This window comes from Herbaspirillum sp. 1173 (assembly GCF_031455335.1).
Classification (GTDB): Bacteria; Pseudomonadota; Gammaproteobacteria; order Burkholderiales; family Burkholderiaceae_D; genus Herbaspirillum; species Herbaspirillum huttiense.
Window position 1 is genome coordinate 111,837 of sequence record NZ_JAVDSP010000001.1, and the last position, 17,571, is coordinate 129,407.

General features: G+C 59.7%; 17 protein-coding genes and 3 tRNA genes. 16 read left to right on the forward strand and 4 right to left on the reverse strand.

Annotated features, from left to right (window positions below):
- Window positions 1-19 precede the first annotated feature (19 nt).
- The 3 genes from J2X56_RS00570 to J2X56_RS00580 form a co-directional block, all read right to left on the reverse strand.
- On the reverse strand, window positions 20-925 hold the full coding sequence (locus J2X56_RS00570) for a hypothetical protein (RefSeq protein WP_310157283.1): 906 nt from the start codon (window positions 923-925) through the stop codon (window positions 20-22).
- A 208-nt stretch (window positions 926-1,133) separates the two neighbouring features.
- Window positions 1,134-1,220, reverse strand: a tRNA-Leu gene (locus J2X56_RS00575).
- 129 nt (window positions 1,221-1,349) lie between these two features.
- On the reverse strand, window positions 1,350-1,511 hold the full coding sequence (locus J2X56_RS00580) for a hypothetical protein (RefSeq protein WP_209569116.1): 162 nt from the start codon (window positions 1,509-1,511) through the stop codon (window positions 1,350-1,352).
- Window positions 1,512-1,527: 16 nt separating this feature from the next.
- On the opposite strand from J2X56_RS00580, the gene J2X56_RS00585 reads away from it, so the two are divergent.
- From J2X56_RS00585 to J2X56_RS00660, 16 genes are all read left to right on the forward strand, one after another.
- Window positions 1,528-2,394: an alpha/beta fold hydrolase gene (locus J2X56_RS00585; protein ID WP_209569196.1), complete on the forward strand. Its 867-nt coding sequence runs from the start codon at window positions 1,528-1,530 to the stop codon at window positions 2,392-2,394.
- Window positions 2,395-2,467: 73 nt separating this feature from the next.
- Window positions 2,468-2,818, forward strand: coding sequence for a RidA family protein (locus J2X56_RS00590; protein WP_008328017.1), 351 nt, complete (start codon window positions 2,468-2,470; stop codon window positions 2,816-2,818).
- 3 nt (window positions 2,819-2,821) lie between these two features.
- Entirely contained in the window at window positions 2,822-5,074 is a 2,253-nt protein-coding gene (locus J2X56_RS00595) for a bifunctional (p)ppGpp synthetase/guanosine-3',5'-bis(diphosphate) 3'-pyrophosphohydrolase (protein ID WP_209569113.1), read from the forward strand.
- A gap of 138 nt (window positions 5,075-5,212) precedes the next feature.
- Window positions 5,213-5,289, forward strand: a tRNA-Val gene (locus tag J2X56_RS00600).
- Window positions 5,290-5,394: 105 nt separating this feature from the next.
- Window positions 5,395-5,471: transfer RNA gene (locus tag J2X56_RS00605), tRNA-Val, on the forward strand.
- Between the two features lie 336 nt (window positions 5,472-5,807).
- Window positions 5,808-6,215, forward strand: coding sequence for a response regulator (locus J2X56_RS00610; protein ID WP_209580743.1), 408 nt, complete (start codon window positions 5,808-5,810; stop codon window positions 6,213-6,215).
- A gap of 478 nt (window positions 6,216-6,693) precedes the next feature.
- On the forward strand, window positions 6,694-8,601 hold the full coding sequence (thrS, locus tag J2X56_RS00615; RefSeq protein ID WP_310157290.1) for a threonine--tRNA ligase: 1,908 nt from the start codon (window positions 6,694-6,696) through the stop codon (window positions 8,599-8,601).
- A 73-nt stretch (window positions 8,602-8,674) separates the two neighbouring features.
- Window positions 8,675-9,196: a translation initiation factor IF-3 gene (gene infC / locus J2X56_RS00620; protein ID WP_083859511.1), complete on the forward strand. Its 522-nt coding sequence runs from the start codon at window positions 8,675-8,677 to the stop codon at window positions 9,194-9,196.
- Between the two features lie 296 nt (window positions 9,197-9,492).
- On the forward strand, window positions 9,493-9,690 hold the full coding sequence (gene rpmI / locus J2X56_RS00625) for a 50S ribosomal protein L35 (protein WP_006712688.1): 198 nt from the start codon (window positions 9,493-9,495) through the stop codon (window positions 9,688-9,690).
- A 25-nt stretch (window positions 9,691-9,715) separates the two neighbouring features.
- Window positions 9,716-10,078 carry a 50S ribosomal protein L20 gene (gene rplT / locus J2X56_RS00630; protein WP_006712690.1) on the forward strand — a complete coding sequence of 121 codons (363 nt, stop codon included), beginning with the start codon at window positions 9,716-9,718 and terminating at the stop codon, window positions 10,076-10,078.
- Between the two features lie 209 nt (window positions 10,079-10,287).
- Window positions 10,288-11,316, forward strand: a complete 1,029-nt coding sequence (pheS, locus tag J2X56_RS00635) for a phenylalanine--tRNA ligase subunit alpha (protein ID WP_034331543.1) — start codon at window positions 10,288-10,290, stop codon at window positions 11,314-11,316.
- A gap of 71 nt (window positions 11,317-11,387) precedes the next feature.
- Window positions 11,388-13,814: a phenylalanine--tRNA ligase subunit beta gene (gene pheT, locus J2X56_RS00640; protein WP_310157295.1), complete on the forward strand. Its 2,427-nt coding sequence runs from the start codon at window positions 11,388-11,390 to the stop codon at window positions 13,812-13,814.
- Window positions 13,815-13,878: 64 nt separating this feature from the next.
- The gene (locus tag J2X56_RS00645; RefSeq protein WP_051057415.1) at window positions 13,879-14,292 is read left to right on the forward strand and encodes an integration host factor subunit alpha; all 414 of its coding nucleotides are present in this window, start codon (window positions 13,879-13,881) and stop codon (window positions 14,290-14,292) included.
- A 3-nt stretch (window positions 14,293-14,295) separates the two neighbouring features.
- On the forward strand, window positions 14,296-14,697 hold the full coding sequence (locus J2X56_RS00650; RefSeq protein WP_034331538.1) for a MerR family transcriptional regulator: 402 nt from the start codon (window positions 14,296-14,298) through the stop codon (window positions 14,695-14,697).
- Between the two features lie 159 nt (window positions 14,698-14,856).
- Entirely contained in the window at window positions 14,857-15,381 is a 525-nt protein-coding gene (locus J2X56_RS00655; RefSeq protein WP_310157302.1) for a GNAT family N-acetyltransferase, read from the forward strand.
- Window positions 15,382-15,607: 226 nt separating this feature from the next.
- Window positions 15,608-16,690: a collagen-binding domain-containing protein gene (locus J2X56_RS00660; protein ID WP_310157305.1), complete on the forward strand. Its 1,083-nt coding sequence runs from the start codon at window positions 15,608-15,610 to the stop codon at window positions 16,688-16,690.
- Between the two features lie 81 nt (window positions 16,691-16,771).
- Here J2X56_RS00660 and J2X56_RS00665 read toward each other — a convergent pair whose 3' ends face one another.
- A complete protein-coding gene (locus J2X56_RS00665) occupies window positions 16,772-17,374 on the reverse strand; it encodes a phosphatase PAP2 family protein (RefSeq protein WP_310157308.1) in 603 nt (200 codons plus the stop codon).
- Window positions 17,375-17,571 lie beyond the last annotated feature (197 nt).

Below are 17,571 nucleotides of genomic sequence, written 5' to 3' on the forward strand. Positions count from 1 at the left end.
CCGCGTTTCCTGTGTTTTCCTAACTTTTCTTGCCTTTTTCGGTGCGTCGCTTCAGGTAGAACAGGGCTGCTGTTGCGATGCTCAGTCCAAAGGCCCAATTGACCAATTGCGAGTGGGTCTGCGTCAGCCGGCCAGGGGAGCTCATGAAAACGGCAAACGCCGTGGGCACGAGCAGCCACGCGAAGCTGCTGCACAGGTTGAACAGCCGCTTGATGGCACCGCACGGTCCACCCAGTACCTCGGCCAGCAGCAGGATGGGCAGAGCGATGAACCCCAGCTTGTCACGCTGGTAGGTCGCCGGGTAGATGCGGGGCAGATCCAGTATCAGTGCGTTGAAGGTCCAGACCAGATAGATGGCAACCAGGACATAGAGGATGCTGCGACTCTTGCGTCGCAGACGCACGGTCCACGGTAGTGTCTCCGGTACCGGCAAGCCTTCGCGAAAATACTGATTGGATGGTGCGCGCGTCAACAGGTAGAGCCCGTAGACCCAGACGGCGATGTTCAGCAGATGTGCGCTACCCGCAATTCTCAAGGAAGGCGGGGTGGAAAACCAGATCGCCAGAGAGGGAATGACACGTATGCAGAGCAAAGGGCGGGCCCATCGCTTCGCCTTGAGCAAGGCATACGCTTCCAAGGGAGAGATGAGCACGTAATACCAGCAACTCGCCCAAAACACCTTCAGATAAAAAAGGACCTCCGGCTGCGCCAAGGCGACCTGGTAACTTTTGCCGTAGACCACCAGCAAGCACGAGAGCGTGCCGGCACTTATCAGCATCGTGTAAGCGAAGATGGCGACCACGGCAGGGCGTTCCCTGATGGGCTGGTGCGCCGGAACCGGCGCTTGAGCACCATCGGGGTTCAGCAGGTTCTCATCGGGAACGGGCGTACTGACCGATCGGGTGGAATCTTGGGTGGTCATCATGGCTGGGCAGTCATATTGCGGAGAAACGTCATGCCATCGCGCGCATTTTCTTTTCGGCTGAGCGCGACAATGGAACATTACTGCCTATAGTACCGAAATTTCCGGAGGGAAACTGATTCATTTGTTAGCGCGTTGACGGAAAGGATTGCGCCGAATTCGATGGCGCCAATCGCCAGAGCTGGCTGTTTTGTGTTGCTGAGAACACTGGTGGTGGGGGTAGTCGGAATCGAACCGACACGGCCTTGCGGCCGAGGGATTTTAAGTCCCTTGTGTCTACCAATTTCACCATACCCCCGGTCTTGCAGTCGTCGCCATGCCGCACGCAGGTGGGCTGGCTGAACTGTCTTGGTCATCGCCTGTGCTGCCGCGATGCCGGCGAGGGCCGCCGGAAAAGGGACGCATTATAGCAGCGACTTGCGCCGCATCATTTGTTTTTTCCTGTGGAAATTTCTGAATTTTTCTTGCGACGGAGGCCGGCGCGTCCGTTGCCTCGTTTACCTTCGGCAGACAGCATTCCCTCCTGTTCCAGGGTGCCATTTCCGGCCGACAAGCTGTCTTGAAAGAGTAGAATGACGACTTCTTTCATCTGGAAGGCCCTCACCATGACTGAAGCGGTAGTCAAGACAGTGCAGTGCATTTCGCCCGCCGGCCTGCATACCATGGCCTACAAGGAGTGGGGCGATGCGCGCAATCCCAATGTGCTGGTGTGCGTGCACGGCGTCACCCGGGTCTCCGACGATTTCGACCGCATGGCCCGCGAGCTCTGCGATACCTATCGCGTGATCTGCCCGGATGTGGTCGGACGCGGCCGTTCCGGACGACTGGCCAATCCGCAGTTTTACACGGTCCCGCAATACGTGAGCGACATGGTGACCCTGCTGGCACGCGCCGATGCCGAGATCGTCGACTGGTTCGGTACCTCCATGGGTGGCCTGATCGGCATGGGGCTGGCCTCGCTGAAGGGCAATCCCATCCGCCGCCTGGTACTCAACGACATCGGCCCTTCGATCAACGGTGCCGCCCTGGCGCGCATCGGCGACTACATCGGCCAGGACGTGCGCTTCGATACCTTCGAGGAGGCCGCCCAGTTCATCCGTACCATTTCCGTCAGTTTCGGTCAGCACAGCGATGAAGAATGGCACAAGCTGGCCAAGGATGTGCTGCGCCAGAATGAAGAGGGCAAGTGGGTGCGCCATTACGACCTGGACCTGGCGGTCCCCTTCAAGCTGACCACGCCGGAAGCCGCCAGCGCGGCCGAACAGATGCTGTGGGCAGCTTATGACGCCATCCGCTGTCCGACCCTGGTGGTACGCGGCGCCCAGTCCGACCTGCTGCTGCCGGAAGTGGCACAGGAGATGACCCGTCGCGGCCCCAAGGCCAAACTGGTGGAACTGCCCGACGTGGGGCACGCTCCCACCTTCATGCATGCCCCGCAGATCGAGGTGGCGCGCCAGTTCCTGCTGGGCTGAGCGGCTCCCGATCCGATTACGTTTTTCATCACCGGCGCGCATTGCCGCCGGGTTTTACTAGGAAGGAAATTTCATGTCCGTACAACGTCTGCACGTCGGCAAGCGTCTCTCCGAAGTCGCCATTCACAACGGTACCGTCTACCTGGCCGGCCAGATCGCCGAAGACGCCACCCAGAACATCGAAGGCCAGACCCGCGAAGTGCTGGGTCACATCGACCGCCTGCTGGCTGAAGCCGGCAGCGACAAGACCAAGATCCTGTCGTGCCAGATTTTCCTCTCTGATGTGAAGGATTTTGCTGGCATGAACGCCGTCTGGGACGAGTGGGTCGCCCCCGGCAATGCGCCCCCGCGCGCCACCGTCGAAGCCAAGCTGGCCCGTCCCGAACTGCTGGTGGAAATCATCATCGTCGCTGCACAGAAGTAATTTATGGTTTCGGTTGCAAGTACCCAGGGCGAAGGCCTGGCGGCCATTACCGCCGGCCTCGGTCCTGACGATGTCGCACGGGTCGAGCAGGCGCTGGCCGAACTCGAGCCGCTGTATGCCGACAGGCAGATCCTGTCCGGGCAGAATGCACTGCAATTCGCGGTCTCGGTGGCCACCGTGCTGACGGCGCTCAATGTCGATGCCGCCACCCGCATCGCCGGGCTGGCCTTCGAAGCCCAGATGCTGCATCCCGAGCTGGAAGAAAAGCTGGAAGAACGCTTCGGCAAGGAAATCGCCGAGCTGGTGGGCAATGTGCGCCAGCTGATGCGCTTTCACAGCCTGAGCTTCCAGCCGCAGAACCAGGAAGTTTTGCGCGGCAAGAACGCTGCCCAGCAGGCCGCCGCCCAGGTGGAAACCCTGCGCAAGATGCTGCTGGCCATGGCCACCGACATGCGCGCGGTGCTGGTGCGGCTGGCCTCGCGCGTGGCCACGCTGCGCTACTTCGCCGAGACCAAGCAGGAGAACGAAGCCAGCGCCCAGTATGCGCGCCAGACCTTCGATCTCTACGCGCCGCTGGCCAACCGGCTGGGCATCTGGCAACTGAAGTGGGAACTGGAAGACCTGTCCTTCCGTTTCCTGGAGCCGGTGACCTACAAGCGCATCGCCAAGATGCTGGAAGAAAAGCGGCTGGAGCGCGAAGCCTTCGTGGCCAACGCGATCACGCGCCTGCGCACCGAGATGGCGGCGCAGGATATCCGCGCCGAGGTCAGCGGCCGGCCCAAGCACATCTACAGCATCTGGAACAAGATGCGTGGCAAGTCCATCGATTTCTCCGAGCTCTACGATGTGCGAGCCTTCCGCGTCATCGTTGATGATGTGAAGACTTGTTATTCAGTGCTGGGCATCGTGCACAACATCTGGACGCCGATTCCCGAAGAGTTCGACGACTACATCTCGCGTCCCAAACAGAACGGTTACCAGTCCCTGCACACGGTGGTCATGGCCGAAGATGGCCGGGCGCTGGAAGTGCAGATCCGTACGCACGAAATGCACCACTTCGCCGAATACGGCGTGGCGGCGCACTGGCGCTACAAGGAAAGCGGCGGCTCCAATTTCTCGGCGCAGAAATATGACGAGAAGATCGCCTGGCTGCGTCAGCTGCTGGCCTGGAAGAACGAAGTCACCGATGCCGTGGTGGACCAGGAAGAAGTACGCCGCGATTGGGTGCAGAAGCTCAAGTCGGCCACGCTGGACGAGCGCATTTATGTACTGACACCGCAGGCGCGCGTGATCGAATTGCCCAGCGGCGCCACGCCGATCGACTTTGCCTATCACCTGCACAGCGATGTCGGCCACCGCTGCCGCGGGGCGCGGGTGGATGGTGTGATGGTGCCGCTGAACACCACGCTCAAGAACGGCCAGACAGTCGAGATCATCACGGCCAAGAGCGGTCCCGGTGTGGGGCCGTCGCGCGACTGGCTCAGTGCCGATTACACCGCCAGTTCGCGTACGCGCTCCAAGATCCGCGCCTGGTTCAATGCCATTGAGCAGCAGGAGACGCTTTCCGTCGGGCGCGGCTTGCTGGAAAAGACCTTGCAGCGCGAAGGCAAGACCGCCGTCAACCTCGAAGAGCTGGCCCAGAAGCTGGGCTTCGCCAAGGTCGATGACCTGTGCCTGGCGCTGGCCAAGGAAGAATTCAGCCTGCGGCACGTGGAGCAGGCGCTGCATCAGGGCGAGGAAAAGAAGCCCGAGATCGATGACGAAGCCCTCATCACGCGCAAAAGCCGTGCATCGAGCATCGTGCAGGGCGCCAAGTCGGGCGTGCTGGTGGTCGGTACCGATGGCCTGCTGACCCAGCTGGCGCGCTGCTGCAAGCCGGCACCGCCGGATGTGATCGCCGGCTTTGTCACGCGCGGCAAGGGGGTGTCCATCCATCGGGTCAACTGCAAGAACTTCGCCGAGATGAGCTTGCATGCGCCGGAACGGGTGATCCAGACCACTTGGGGCGCACCGGCCCGCGATACCGTGTATCCGGTCGACATCTTCGTGCTGGCCAGCGATCGCCAGGGTTTGCTGCGCGATATCTCCGATATCTTCCTGCGCGACAAGATCAACGTGATCGGGGTGAGCACGCAAAGCGTGAAGGGGCATGCGCGCATGGCCTTCACCGCCGAGATCGGCTCGACCGAGCAGCTGCAGAAAGCGCTTACGGTGATTCGCGAGGTCAAGGGCGTGATCGAGGCCAAGCGACAGTAATGCCCAGTTGTTTGGTGGTACAGGTGGGAGAGGGCGGGGAGGCTGGAGACTTGGCGAAATACGCTAACTATTTTTAATTTTTCATCATTTACCCCTTGGCAAATTTTGAAAAGCCTCCTATACTCTCGCTTCTTCGTTAGGCGCGTAGCTCAGCTGGTTAGAGCACTACCTTGACATGGTAGGGGTCGTTGGTTCGAGTCCAATCGTGCCTACCAATTCTTCTGGTTCCATTCGGAGCGGGTGAGTTGGGGCGAAGCAAACAAAAGGAGGCGCGTTCTCGGCTTCCTTTTTTGTTTTATCAAGTTCTTGCAGTCTTCGATAGGCGCGTAGCTCAGCTGGTTAGAGCACTACCTTGACATGGTAGGGGTCGTTGGTTCGAGTCCAATCGTGCCTACCAATTCTTTTGCTTCCTGATGGGGTAAAGGGGTTGGTTGAAGAAAGCTGCAGAAATCAACAAAAGGAAGCGCATTGGCGGCTTCCTTTTTGTTTTTCTGCCTCCCTTTTCTTTCACTTCATTCCGCCTTTCCTGTGTTCTGACTGCAGCTGACGCTGATCTCGCTCCGGCTGCGCGCCTGGCTTTGCGAAGGGTCAATCGCAGGTGTAAAAAAGCGCATCGCATGAAGGAATGTGCCAGATGTTTCGCGGAAGCATCTAAAAATGCTTTACACTTGCGTCGAATTTTTTCGGCAACAACATCTCCAATCCTCATTTTCACGGTTCAGCGAATTTTCCTATGGCAGCAGATGATCAGTATTTCCTCGTGGTTGATGACTTTTCGACGATGCGTCGCATTGTCAGCGGCCTGCTGAAGGAGCTCGAATACACCAAGATGGTGGAGGCCGATGATGGCTCTTCCGCACTGAAGATCCTGGAGGCGGGTGCCTTGCCGGTGACCTTCGTGCTGACCGACTGGAACATGCCGGGCATGGATGGCCTGACGCTGCTCAAGAAGATCCGCGCAACGCCTTCTCTGGCGCACTTGCCGGTGCTCATGATCACGGCCGAAGCCAAGAAGGAAAACATCGTCATGGCGGCGCAGTCCGGCGCGGATGGCTATATCGTCAAGCCCTTTACGGCGGCAACCTTGAAGGAAAAGATCGAGAAGATCCTGGCGCGGCGCGCTACGATGGCCAACGCGTAATCGGCGCTTGAGTCCGGATTTGGGTGCAACTGGGCCCCAATGTAAAAACGGCATCCTCGGATGCCGTTTTTACATTGGGGATCAAACTTCGCTTGTGAGTTGGTGAAAGTGAAGGGGCTTGCTAATCATTGCTGTTTCCGGGAGGTCGCATCGGCCTGCAAGACCGTGGCGACGGCGGTTCCCGGCGGTGCCATGCGGGAGTGGTGACGATGCCCGTGCAAAGTTTGCTATAATGCGCGGCCACGGTCTGATCTGCCCTTTTCGGCAGCGGCCTCCAGAATTCATCCCCTCATCTGTAAGAGCGAGAAAGGCAAACCGGTTATGACACCGCGAACTACCACCGAGGTTTTCACGCGACGCTAGTCGGGTTCTTTTTCGTCCTTTGAAAAAGCGCGGCTGGTCCGCGTTTTTTTTCGTCCTTCTTTCCGACATTACCCTCAACAGGCAAGGCAGCAAGGCTGCCGACATGGAGTGCACAATGGTTTCAGTTCGTCTTCCCGATGGTTCGCAACGCCAGTTCGACAATCCGGTCACCGTGGCGCAGGTCGCCGCCAACATCGGCACTGGCCTGGCCAAGGCGGCCCTGGCTGGCCGCGTCGATGGCAAGCTGGTCGATACGTCTTATCTGATCGACAAGGATGCCGACCTGGCCATCATCACCGACAAGGATCCGGACGGTCTGGAGGTGATTCGCCACTCCACCGCTCACTTGCTGGCTTATGCGGTCAAGGAGCTGTTCCCTGAGGCGCAAGTGACCATTGGTCCGGTCATCGACAACGGTTTCTATTACGACTTCTCGCACAAGCGTCCCTTCACGCCGGAAGATCTGCAAGCCATCGAAAAGAAAATGGCCGAGCTGGCCAAGAAGGATGAGCCGGTCACCCGCAAGGTGTTGCCGCGTGATGAGGCCGTGGCTTACTTCAAGTCCATCGGCGAAGCTTACAAGGCCGAGATCATTGCTTCGATTCCGCAGAATGAAGACGTGTCGCTGTACACCGAAGGCAGCTTCACCGACCTGTGCCGCGGCCCGCACGTGCCCTCCACCGGCAAGCTGAAGGTGTTCAAGCTGATGAAGCTGGCTGGTGCTTACTGGCGTGGCGATTCCAACAACGAGATGCTGCAGCGTGTCTACGGCACCGCCTGGGCCAAGAAGGAAGACCAGGAAGCCTACCTGCACATGCTGGAAGAGGCGGAAAAGCGCGACCACCGCAAGCTGGGCCGCGCGCTGGACCTGTTCCACTTCCAGGATGAGGCTCCGGGCCTGATTTTCTGGCATCCCAAGGGTTGGACCATCTGGCAGCAAGTGGAGCAGTACATGCGCCGCGTCTACCAGGACAACGGCTATCAGGAAGTGAAGGCGCCGCAGATCCTGGACCGCTCGCTGTGGGAAAAGACCGGCCACTGGGAGAACTATCGTGAAAACATGTTCACGACCGAGTCGGAAAACCGCGCCTATGCCCTGAAGCCCATGAACTGCCCGGGTCACATCCAGATTTTCAATTCGGGTCTGCACAGCTACCGCGACCTGCCGCTGCGCTACGGCGAATTCGGCCAGTGCCACCGCAACGAGCCTTCCGGCGCGCTGCACGGCATGATGCGCGTGCGCGGCTTTACCCAGGATGACGGTCACATCTTCTGTACCGAAGACCAGATCCAGGAAGAAGTGGCTGCCTTCAACCGCGTGGTGCGTGAAGTTTACGACTGCTTCGGTTTCAAGGAAGTGGCCGTGAAGCTGGCCCTGCGTCCGGAAAAGCGCATCGGCGCGGAAGAAGTCTGGGACAAGGCCGAGAACGCCCTGCGTGAAGCCATCCGTGCCTCCGGTTCGGAGTGGGAAGAGCTGCCGGGCGAAGGGGCTTTCTATGGTCCCAAGATCGAGTACCACCTGAAGGATTCGATCGGCCGTTCCTGGCAGTGCGGCACCATGCAGGTGGACTTCTCCATGCCGGCGCGCCTGGGGGCGGAATATGTCACCGAAGACAACAACCGCAAGGTGCCCGTGATGTTGCACCGGGCCATCGTTGGCTCGCTGGAGCGCTTCATCGCCATCCTGATCGAAAACCACGCCGGTGCCATGCCCTTGTGGCTGGCGCCAACGCAGGTTGTCATCCTGAATATTTCCGATGCGCAGGCGGATTATGTGCAGAACGTTGCACAAACGCTGAAAAAACAAGGGTTTAGGGTCGAGACCGATTTGCGCAACGAGAAGATTACCTATAAAATACGGCAGCATTCCATTCAGAAGCCGCCCTATATCCTGGTTGTCGGCGATAAAGAACGGGATGCAAACACTGTGGCCGTGCGAGCGCGGGGCAATGTCGATCTGGGCGTGATGTCCATCGACACCTTGGTGGAGCGCCTCAAGGATGAGGTGGCCGCCAAAGCCTGAGACGGGGAAGCCTAGGGCTTCCTCCCAGCGCAAGAGCACGGCTTAATTCATTGGATTTTAAAAGGAAACTGCAATAGCTACTGACAAGTCGCATCGCCTCAACCGCGAGATCACTGCACCGGAAGTGCGCCTTTCGGGTGTCGACAACGAGCCTCTGGGCATCGTCAGCCTGGCCGAAGCCTTACGGCTTTCCGAAGAGGCTGAAGTCGATCTGGTCGAGATTGCGCCCACTGCGCAACCTCCGGTCTGCCGTCTGATGGACTACGGCAAGTTCAAGTACCAGGAGCAGAAGAAGGCACACGAGGCCAAGCTCAAGCAGAAGGTCATCCAGGTCAAGGAAGTCAAGTTCCGCCCGGGTACCGATGATGGCGATTACAACATCAAGCTGCGCAACCTGACCAAGTTCCTGGAAGAGGGTGACAAGACCAAGATCACGCTGCGTTTCCGCGGCCGTGAAATGGCTCACCAGGAAATCGGCATGCGCGTGCTGGAGCGTCTGAAGGCTGATCTGGAGCCGTATGGCCAGGTCGAGCAGTTTCCCAAGATGGAAGGCCGCCAGATGATCATGGTGCTGGCGCCCAAGAAAAAGAAATAAATCGTTTATAACGTTTATATATTTTTCGTTTTTCCAGGTTGTACGTCGCAGTTTCAGTCTAGCCGTATCAGGACGACATCCCTCCGGTGTCGTCCATGCCGCAGCAGCCAGGCCAATCCAGGCGGTGGCGGCAGTGTAGGGCCGACAAAGGATTTGCTGGGCGCAGGCAACTGCGTCAGGCAAAAGCAGCGGGTTCACCCGCTGTCAAATAAGTGAGAGCAGGCATCCAAGAGCAGCGAGCGTGCTGCCACCTGCAATCATCAAAAAATGGAGCTGTCCGAAAGGACAGAGTTGCTATGCCTAAGATGAAATCGAAGAGCAGCGCGAAGAAGCGTTTTCGCGTCCGCCCGGGCGGTACCGTCAAGCGCGGTCAAGCCTTCAAGCGTCACATCCTGACCAAGAAGACCACCAAGAACAAGCGTCAACTGCGCGGTACCGAGGGCGTCCATGAGACGAACCTGAATTCCGTTCGCGCGATGCTGCCGTTCGCTTAACCTCACCATACACTAAGGAGCTACTATGCCTAGAGTCAAACGTGGGGTAACAGCACGTGCCCGCCACAAGAAAGTCCTCGCACTCGCCAAGGGTTACCGCGGCCGTCGCAAAAACGTCTACCGTATCGCCAAGCAAGCAGTCATGCGCGCTGGTCAGTACGCGTACCGTGACCGTCGTAACAAGAAGCGCGTGTTCCGCGCACTGTGGATCGCCCGTATCAACGCCGCTGCGCGTTCGCACGGCGTGACCTACAGCGTGTTCATGAACGGCCTGAAGAAGGCTGCGATCGAACTGGATCGTAAGGTCCTGGCCGATATGGCTGTCACCGACAAGGCTGCTTTCGCTGCCATCGTCAACCAGGTGAAGGCCAACATCGCTGCCGCCTAAATCGACAGCGTGTTTGCGGTAGCCGGCCGCAACATCGGACGCAAGTCAGACGAGCAGCCGGCGCTGCAAAATCCTGCGGGGCAGAGGTGATACACCGATGCCCCGTATGTTTTTGATCCACGGTTTCGTGGATTTTTTTGATTCACCTTCCGTGAATCCCTTCTTTTCGACTTCGTCGTCGGATTTTCGATTGGAGCGAGACTTACCGCATGAATCCCCTAGACCAACTCCTGGGCCAACTGGTCACGCAGGCGCAGGCTGATTTCGCCGCCGCGCCCGACGCCGCCGCACTGGAAAACGCCAAGGCCAAGTACCTCGGCAAGACCGGCCAGATCACCGAGCAGATGAAGGGACTGGGCAAGCTGGCGCCGGAAGAGCGCAAGGTACAAGGGGCGATCATCAACGTCGCCAAGGAACAGATCGAAACCGCGCTGACCGCACGCCGCGATGCACTGGCCAATGCCCAGATGCAGGCGCGCCTGAATGCGGAAGCCATCGATGTCACCTTGCCGGGCCGTGGCCGTGGCGTGGGCGGCATCCACCCCGTGATGCGCTCCTGGCAGCGCGTCGAGGAAATCTTCCGCTCCATCGGTTTTGATGTCGCCGACGGTCCCGAGATCGAGACCGACTGGACCAATTTCACCGCATTGAACAGCCCCGAGAACCACCCGGCGCGCTCGATGCAGGACACCTTCTACATCGAAGGCAACGACACCCAGGGCAAGCCGCTGCTGCTGCGTACCCACACCAGCCCGATGCAGGTGCGCTACGCCCGCATGAACAAGCCGCCCATCAAGGTCATCGCACCGGGCCGCACCTATCGCGTCGACAGCGATGCCACCCACTCGCCGATGTTCCACCAGGTCGAAGGCCTGTGGATCGCCGAGGACATCAGCTTCGCCGACCTCAAGGGCGTGTACCTCAACTTCGTCAAGGCCTTCTTCGAGACCGACGACCTGCAGGTGCGCTTCCGCCCCTCATATTTCCCCTTCACCGAGCCTTCGGCCGAGATCGACATCGCCTTCGGCAGCGGTCCCCTGAAGGGCCGCTGGCTGGAAGTCTCCGGCGCTGGCCAGGTGCACCCGACGGTGGTGCGCAACATGGGGCTGGATCCTGAACAGTACATCGGTTTCGCGTTCGGCTCGGGCCTGGAGCGCCTGACCATGCTGCGTTACGGGATCAACGACCTGCGCCTGTTCTACGAAGGCGACCTGCGCTTCCTGAAGCAATTCAATTAATTCGATCACGCAGGACGCCGCGCTGTCGCGGCGTGCCTCCGGCTCATAGCCGATAGCTGAAAGTCTGAATCATGCAATTCTCTGAAAACTGGCTGCGTACCATGGTCAATCCGACCATGACCTCGGATGAACTGTCGCACCTGCTGACCATGTCCGGTCTGGAAGTTGAGGAAGTCGAACCGGTTGCGCCTCCCTTCACCAATGTGGTGGTGGGTGAAGTGCTGGAAGTCTCCAAGCACCCCGATGCGGATCGCCTGAACGTGTGCCGCGTGAATGTTCATACCGGCACCATCCTCAACATCGTCTGTGGCGCGCCCAACGTGCGCGCCGGTCTGAAGGTGCCTTGTGCCATGGTCGGTGCCGTGTTGCCGCCGGGTGCCGATGGCAAGCCCTTCGAGATCAAGGTCGGCAAGCTGCGCGGCGTGGAGTCGCAAGGCATGCTGTGCTCGGCCCGCGAACTGAAGCTGTCGGAAGATCACGGCGGCCTGCTGGAGCTGCCCGACGATGCGCCGGTCGGCCAGAATTTCCGCGACTACCTGCAACTGAACGATCTGAAGTTCACCATCAAGCTGACCCCCAACAAGGCGGATTGCCTGTCGGTGCTGGGTGTGGCACGTGAAGTTTCGGCCCTGACCGGTACGCCCCTGAAGGCCCCGGCCTATCAGGCCGCCGCCGTCAACCTGGACGAGAAGCTGCCGGTGCGCATTTCCGCGCCCGACCTGTGCGGCCGTTTTGCCGGCCGCGTGATCCGTGGCCTCAACGCCAAGGCCGCCACCCCGCAGTGGATGAAGCAGCGCCTGGAGCGCAGCGGCCAGCGGCCGATCTCGGCGCTGGTGGACATCTCCAATTACGTGATGCTGGAGCTGGGCCGTCCCTCGCACGTGTTCGACCTCGACAAGATCCATGGTGGCCTGGACGTGCGCTGGGGCCGCAAGGGCGAATCCCTGAAGCTCCTCAACGGCAATACCGTGGAAGTCGATGAGTGGGTCGGCGTGATCTCCGACGACAAGGAAATCGAATCCCTGGCCGGCATCATGGGGGGCGATGCCACTGCGGTTTCGCTGGACACCACCAATATCTACCTGGAAGCCGCATTCTGGTTCCCGCAGGCGATCCAGGGCCGTGCGCGCCGCTACAACTTCTCGACCGATGCCGCGCATCGCTTCGAGCGTGGCGTGGACTTCGCCACCGTGGTCGATCACATCGAGCGCATCACGGCGTTGCTGCTGGAAATCTGCGGTACGCCCGAGACCCGCGTCGGCCCGGTCGACGACCAGATCGTCAATCTGCCCAAGCGTGAACCGGTCGCGCTGCGCACCGCGCGTGCGGCCAAGGTGATCGGCGTGGAGATCACTGACGAGATGGTGTCGGATATCTTCAAGCGTCTCGGCCTGTCCTTCGACTACCAGCCTGGCCTGTTCTCGGTGACACCGCCGTCCTATCGCTTCGACATCGAGATCGAGGAAGACCTGATCGAGGAAGTCGCCCGCGTCTACGGTTTCGAGAACATCCCGGCGCTGCCGCCGGTGGCCGCCAATGCCATGCGCATCGCGCCCGAGAACACCCGTTCGCTGTTTGCCATCCGTCGCCTGCTGGCCGATCAGGACTATCAGGAAGTGGTCAACTTCAGCTTCGTGGAAAGCGCCTGGGAAGCCGACTTCGCCGGCAACACCGATCCCATCAAGCTGTTGAACCCGATCGCCAGCCAGATGAGCGTGATGCGTTCTTCGCTCATCGCCGGACTGGTGGCCAATGCACGCTACAACGTCAACCGCAAGGCAGCGCGTATCCGCGTCTTCGAAGCGGGTGCCGTGTTCCACAAGAACGGCGCCATCACCGATGGTCCGCTGGCTGTCGCCGGTTTCGAGCAACCCAAGCGCGTGGCCGCATTGGCCTATGGTCCGGTGGCCGAGGAGCAGTGGGGCCAGCCGACCCGCAACGTCGATTACTTCGACGTCAAGGCCGACCTGGAAGCGCTGTTCGCGCCGCGTGCACTGCGTTTCGTCAAGGCCGAACATCCGGCGCTGCATCCGGGACGCACTGCGCACGTACTGCTGGGCGACAAGGTGGTCGGCGTCATCGGCGAACTGCATCCCAAGTGGCAGCAGAAGTACGACCTGCCGCTGGCCCCCGTGGTCTTCGAGGTGGATGCCGAGGCGCTGCAGGAGCGTGACCTGCCGTCTTACTCGGAAATTTCCAAGTTCCCGGCGGTCAGCCGCGACATCGCTCTGGTGGTCAAACACTCGGTCGGTGCGCAGCAATTGCTGGACGTTTTTGCCGCTGAAAAGCAGGCCAATCCGGATTGCAGCATCTTGCAAGCCCTTGTTTTATTTGATGAATATCAAGGCAAGGGTCTCGAAGCGGACGAAAAAAGCCTTGCGTTCCGCTGCACCTTGCAAGATACTCAAAACACCCTTCAGGATGACAAGGTTGACCTTGCGGTGAATGCACTGGTGGCCGCGGCGAGCGCCAAGCTCGGTGCCAGGTTGCGTGCCTGATGTGATGTCCGAGAGCGAAAATAATTACAGACCGGAATCGGTTGAGGCCCAGTCATTCATCGCCATGAACAACGTGAATTCGAACGAATTTCAATCCGTGCTGGACGCCGACCTGCATCGTGCCGTACTGGAATCCCAGGCACGTTCGCAGGCCGACAAGAACCTGCCGACGCTGACCAAGGCCGAGCTGGCCGAACTTTTGTTCGAGCAGGTCGGTCTGAACAAGCGCGAAGCCAAGGACATGGTGGAAACCTTCTTCGACGAGATCCGCAACGCTCTCGAACGTGGCGAGGCCGTCAAGCTGTCCGGCTTCGGTAATTTCCAGCTGCGCGACAAGCCGCAACGGCCTGGCCGCAACCCCAAGACTGGCGAGGAAATCCCCATCACTGCGCGCCGCGTCGTGACCTTCCACGCCAGCCAGAAATTGAAGGAAATGGTGGAACTCTCCAGCGGCGATGCCGTTGAAATGTCCGTCTAATCTATGAACGATCGTGTCAACAAACCGGCGGCCATCGTCTTGCCGCCCATCCCGGCCAAGCGTTATTTCACGATAGGCGAGGTCAGCGAACTGTGCGGTGTGAAGCCGCACGTGTTGCGCTACTGGGAACAGGAATTCACCCAGCTGAAACCGGTGAAGCGCCGCGGCAACCGGCGTTATTACCAGCACCACGAAGTGCTGTTGATCCGCCGCATCCGTGAACTGCTGTATGAACAAGGCTTCACCATCAGCGGTGCCCGCAACAAGCTCGATGGCACGCACGAGGCCGAGCAGCCGCAAGAGCCGCAGCGTCCCGTCATCAGCCTGGACGAGGCGGCCATCGATGCCTTGCGGACGGAGTTGCAAGCCGTGCTGGAAACCCTGAAGCCCGGGGCTGCAGCCTGATTTACATGCCAGGGTTGTTGCGCCGGAGATCTTGCCGACCAACATAAGCTTTCTCGCTTCTAGGTTTTTATTTTTACGCGCCACACGCTGGTCCTCATCGGCCACCGTGTGGCGTGTTCATTTCCGGGGTGCTCCCGGCCAACAGACGGAGATCTCACCATGAGTCCTTATCAATGGCGTCCGATGCGGGCGGCTGACCTGCCGCACGTGATGGCGATCGCTGACTTGGTTCACGCCGGCTATTTCGAAGCAGAAGAAGTCTTCGCAGAACGTCTGGCCTTGTTTGCGCCTGGCTGCCGGATCGCCGTGCACAGCGGGCAAGCGGACGGCACCGAGCAGGTCATCGGTTACGCCTTCATGCATCCCGCTCGCCTCGGTGTGCCGCCATCCCTCAACAGCTTGCTGAACGGACTGGATACTGCGGCCGATTGCCTGCATCTGCATGATGTCGCGCTCTTGCCGGCGGCACGCTGCTCCGGGCTCGGGCGGGAGTTGGTGGACGATCTGTGCCGGGTGGCTGAGCAGGCGGGGCTGCCGATGGCGACCTTGGTGGCGGTGCATGCATCAAGTGCCTACTGGCGGGCAGCGGGATTTGCCGAGGATGGGCAGGCGCTGGCAGGGAAGGGCGGGAGTCTGGCCAGCTATGGCGAGGGCGCGCTCTACATGTCCAGGCGGTTACGCTAGTGCCGGTGCTTGCTTTGGCGGAAGATTGATTGTTGTCAATGTGGCAAAAAGTTAACGCTCACGCGTTAACGAGTTTTTCACTTGATTGATCGACAACTGTTGTCTTAAAATTAATGAAAAATTTACAACAGTTTGCTTGGATTTGCGTCTTCCAAGCGCGTTCAATTCACTTCCGCCACCTGATCTGACAAGCGAAGGCGGCATCCGTTATAAGGGGTAACGTTCCATGTCGCGTCTTTCCAGGTCGGTGCTGGCCGGTGTTGCTGTCTTGCCTTTCCTTTCCCTTGGTGTGAGTGCCGCTGCGCAGGCCGCCGTAGTCCCGCTGACTGGCGCTGAAGCGCTGCAGCAGTTCAACCTGGTGGTGCTGGGTAATGCCACCTCCAATTCGCACGTCGATGGCCGGGCCTGGATTGGCGGTTCGGTGACGGGCGGTGACTACGTGCAGCACTCCGGCAGCACGCCCGCATCGAACTATGCCGGTCTGACCGTGATGGGGACGGCGAGCGGTCTGCATGTCAACGGACTGGGCTCCTATATAGGAGGCTCCTTCGTCGGCTCCACCGTCAACAGCGGTTCCAGCTATATTGCCGGTTCGGCGAGCGGCAGCAATCTGAATGGCCCTGCCTATGTGGCGGGCAGCACCAGCGGGGTCAACTTCAATGGCGGCCGCTCGTCGTCGCCGAGCACGCTGATGCAGACCAATGCCGATGCTGCCGGCTCGACCAATTTCAGCAACACGCTGACCAGCCTGTCCAATAGCCTCAAGACAGCCACCGCCAACAGCACGGTCTCCGTCGCGAACAACAAGGCCACCTTCAATGCCGTGGCCAACAACCAGGGTGTCGCGGTCTTCAATCTGGATAACACCACCAGCGCGTCGGTGTTCTCGGTAGGTGAATTTTCCTTCGCCGCCAATGGTGCCAGCACCATCATCATCAATTCCAGCGTGAGCTCGGCGGTCATCGGTGCCAACTTCCTGGGTGGACAAGCGCAGTCGTTGGGCAAGTCCATCGTCTGGAACTTCTACAATGCGACCAGCCTGATCATCAACAATCAGTTCGGCGGATCGATCCTGGCTACTCACGCCAGCCTGACCAACAACCAGAACATCGAAGGCGGAGTGTTCGTCAACAGCTTGACGCAGAACGCCGAGCTGCACCTGCAATCCTTCACCGGCAACCTGGCGGCAGTGGCCCCGGTCCCCGAGCCTGAGCAATATTTGATGATGCTGGGCGGCCTGGCCATCGTGATCGGTGTGGCGGCGCTGCGGCGTCGGCGCGTGGCGTTGCCCGGCCTGCGGCTCGCCTGATCGCGGCCCGGGGGGCGTATCAGCGGAAAGGCCGTTCAGTATGGACTGAGCGGCCTTTTTCTTGTAGAGCTGTTCAAAACGTCAGAGGGGGGCGTGGCGGACATAGACCTCGGTGCGGCCAGAGAGATTCTTGGCCAGTTCCTGCAGGAAACTTTGTGTCGGTGCCGGCTTGTCGAAGCCGGTCATCAGGAGGCCTGCAGCGAGGGCGAATGGAAGCAGAAAATGGCGCAAAGCCGGTGCCGGCTCGCGCAGCGACAGGCCAAAGGTCCAGGCCGCGCTGGCGCCGACCAGTAGTCCCAGCAGCACTTCCGATTCCGAATGCACCTTGATCATCAGCCGGGACAGCCCGACTGCCGTCACGAGGAGCGCGGTGATGGCCAGGATGGTGGTGCGCCAAGCCAGCGTGCTGCGTCGGGTCAGCAACAGAGCGACGGACAGATAGAGTGCGCAGGAGGAAGCAGTATGACCGCTGAAACCGGTGAAATTGAGCAAAGGTGGCCGGATATCCCAGCCCATGAAGAGCAGCTTGCTGATCACCACGATCAACATCGCGCCACCAAATGAAATGAGCCAGGCCAGCATCGGCCGCCACAGTCGGTTGACGGCCAGCCAGAGTGCCAGGATGCATGCACCGGGAACGGTGATGGCGCTGTCGCCAAGAAAAGTGATGGTGTGCCAGTTCATGAAAAGGGGATCAGCGGAGCGATTGCGTCAGCGATCTTACTCGCTTGCGCGGTGCGGAGAAAGCGCTAGGACTATTGTTCTCCTATAAACGTTCAGTTTTTGTTGCGGTGCGATATATATCGTTTACGAATTTTCATGAGTTTGTTGCCAATCTTTACATTTACCGTTTCTCCTACAAAGTCACGCTACCTTGTCTG

Bases quoted from the DNA above. Each gene is read 5' to 3' on its own strand.
- J2X56_RS00570 (WP_310157283.1), bottom strand. From the start codon at position 925: ATGATGACCACCCAAGATTCCACCCGATCGGTCAGTACGCCCGTTCCC.
- J2X56_RS00580 (WP_209569116.1), bottom strand. From the start codon at position 1,511: ATGAAAGAAGTCGTCATTCTACTCTTTCAAGACAGCTTGTCGGCCGGA.
- J2X56_RS00585 (WP_209569196.1), top strand. From the start codon at position 1,528: ATGACTGAAGCGGTAGTCAAGACAGTGCAGTGCATTTCGCCCGCCGGC.
- J2X56_RS00590 (WP_008328017.1), top strand. From the start codon at position 2,468: ATGTCCGTACAACGTCTGCACGTCGGCAAGCGTCTCTCCGAAGTCGCC.
- J2X56_RS00595 (WP_209569113.1), top strand. From the start codon at position 2,822: ATGGTTTCGGTTGCAAGTACCCAGGGCGAAGGCCTGGCGGCCATTACC.
- J2X56_RS00610 (WP_209580743.1), top strand. From the start codon at position 5,808: ATGGCAGCAGATGATCAGTATTTCCTCGTGGTTGATGACTTTTCGACG.
- thrS (WP_310157290.1), top strand. From the start codon at position 6,694: ATGGTTTCAGTTCGTCTTCCCGATGGTTCGCAACGCCAGTTCGACAAT.
- rpmI (WP_006712688.1), top strand. From the start codon at position 9,493: ATGCCTAAGATGAAATCGAAGAGCAGCGCGAAGAAGCGTTTTCGCGTC.
- rplT (WP_006712690.1), top strand. From the start codon at position 9,716: ATGCCTAGAGTCAAACGTGGGGTAACAGCACGTGCCCGCCACAAGAAA.
- pheS (WP_034331543.1), top strand. From the start codon at position 10,288: ATGAATCCCCTAGACCAACTCCTGGGCCAACTGGTCACGCAGGCGCAG.
- pheT (WP_310157295.1), top strand. From the start codon at position 11,388: ATGCAATTCTCTGAAAACTGGCTGCGTACCATGGTCAATCCGACCATG.
- J2X56_RS00645 (WP_051057415.1), top strand. From the start codon at position 13,879: ATGAACAACGTGAATTCGAACGAATTTCAATCCGTGCTGGACGCCGAC.
- J2X56_RS00650 (WP_034331538.1), top strand. From the start codon at position 14,296: ATGAACGATCGTGTCAACAAACCGGCGGCCATCGTCTTGCCGCCCATC.
- J2X56_RS00655 (WP_310157302.1), top strand. From the start codon at position 14,857: ATGAGTCCTTATCAATGGCGTCCGATGCGGGCGGCTGACCTGCCGCAC.
- J2X56_RS00660 (WP_310157305.1), top strand. From the start codon at position 15,608: ATGTCGCGTCTTTCCAGGTCGGTGCTGGCCGGTGTTGCTGTCTTGCCT.
- J2X56_RS00665 (WP_310157308.1), bottom strand. From the start codon at position 17,374: ATGAACTGGCACACCATCACTTTTCTTGGCGACAGCGCCATCACCGTT.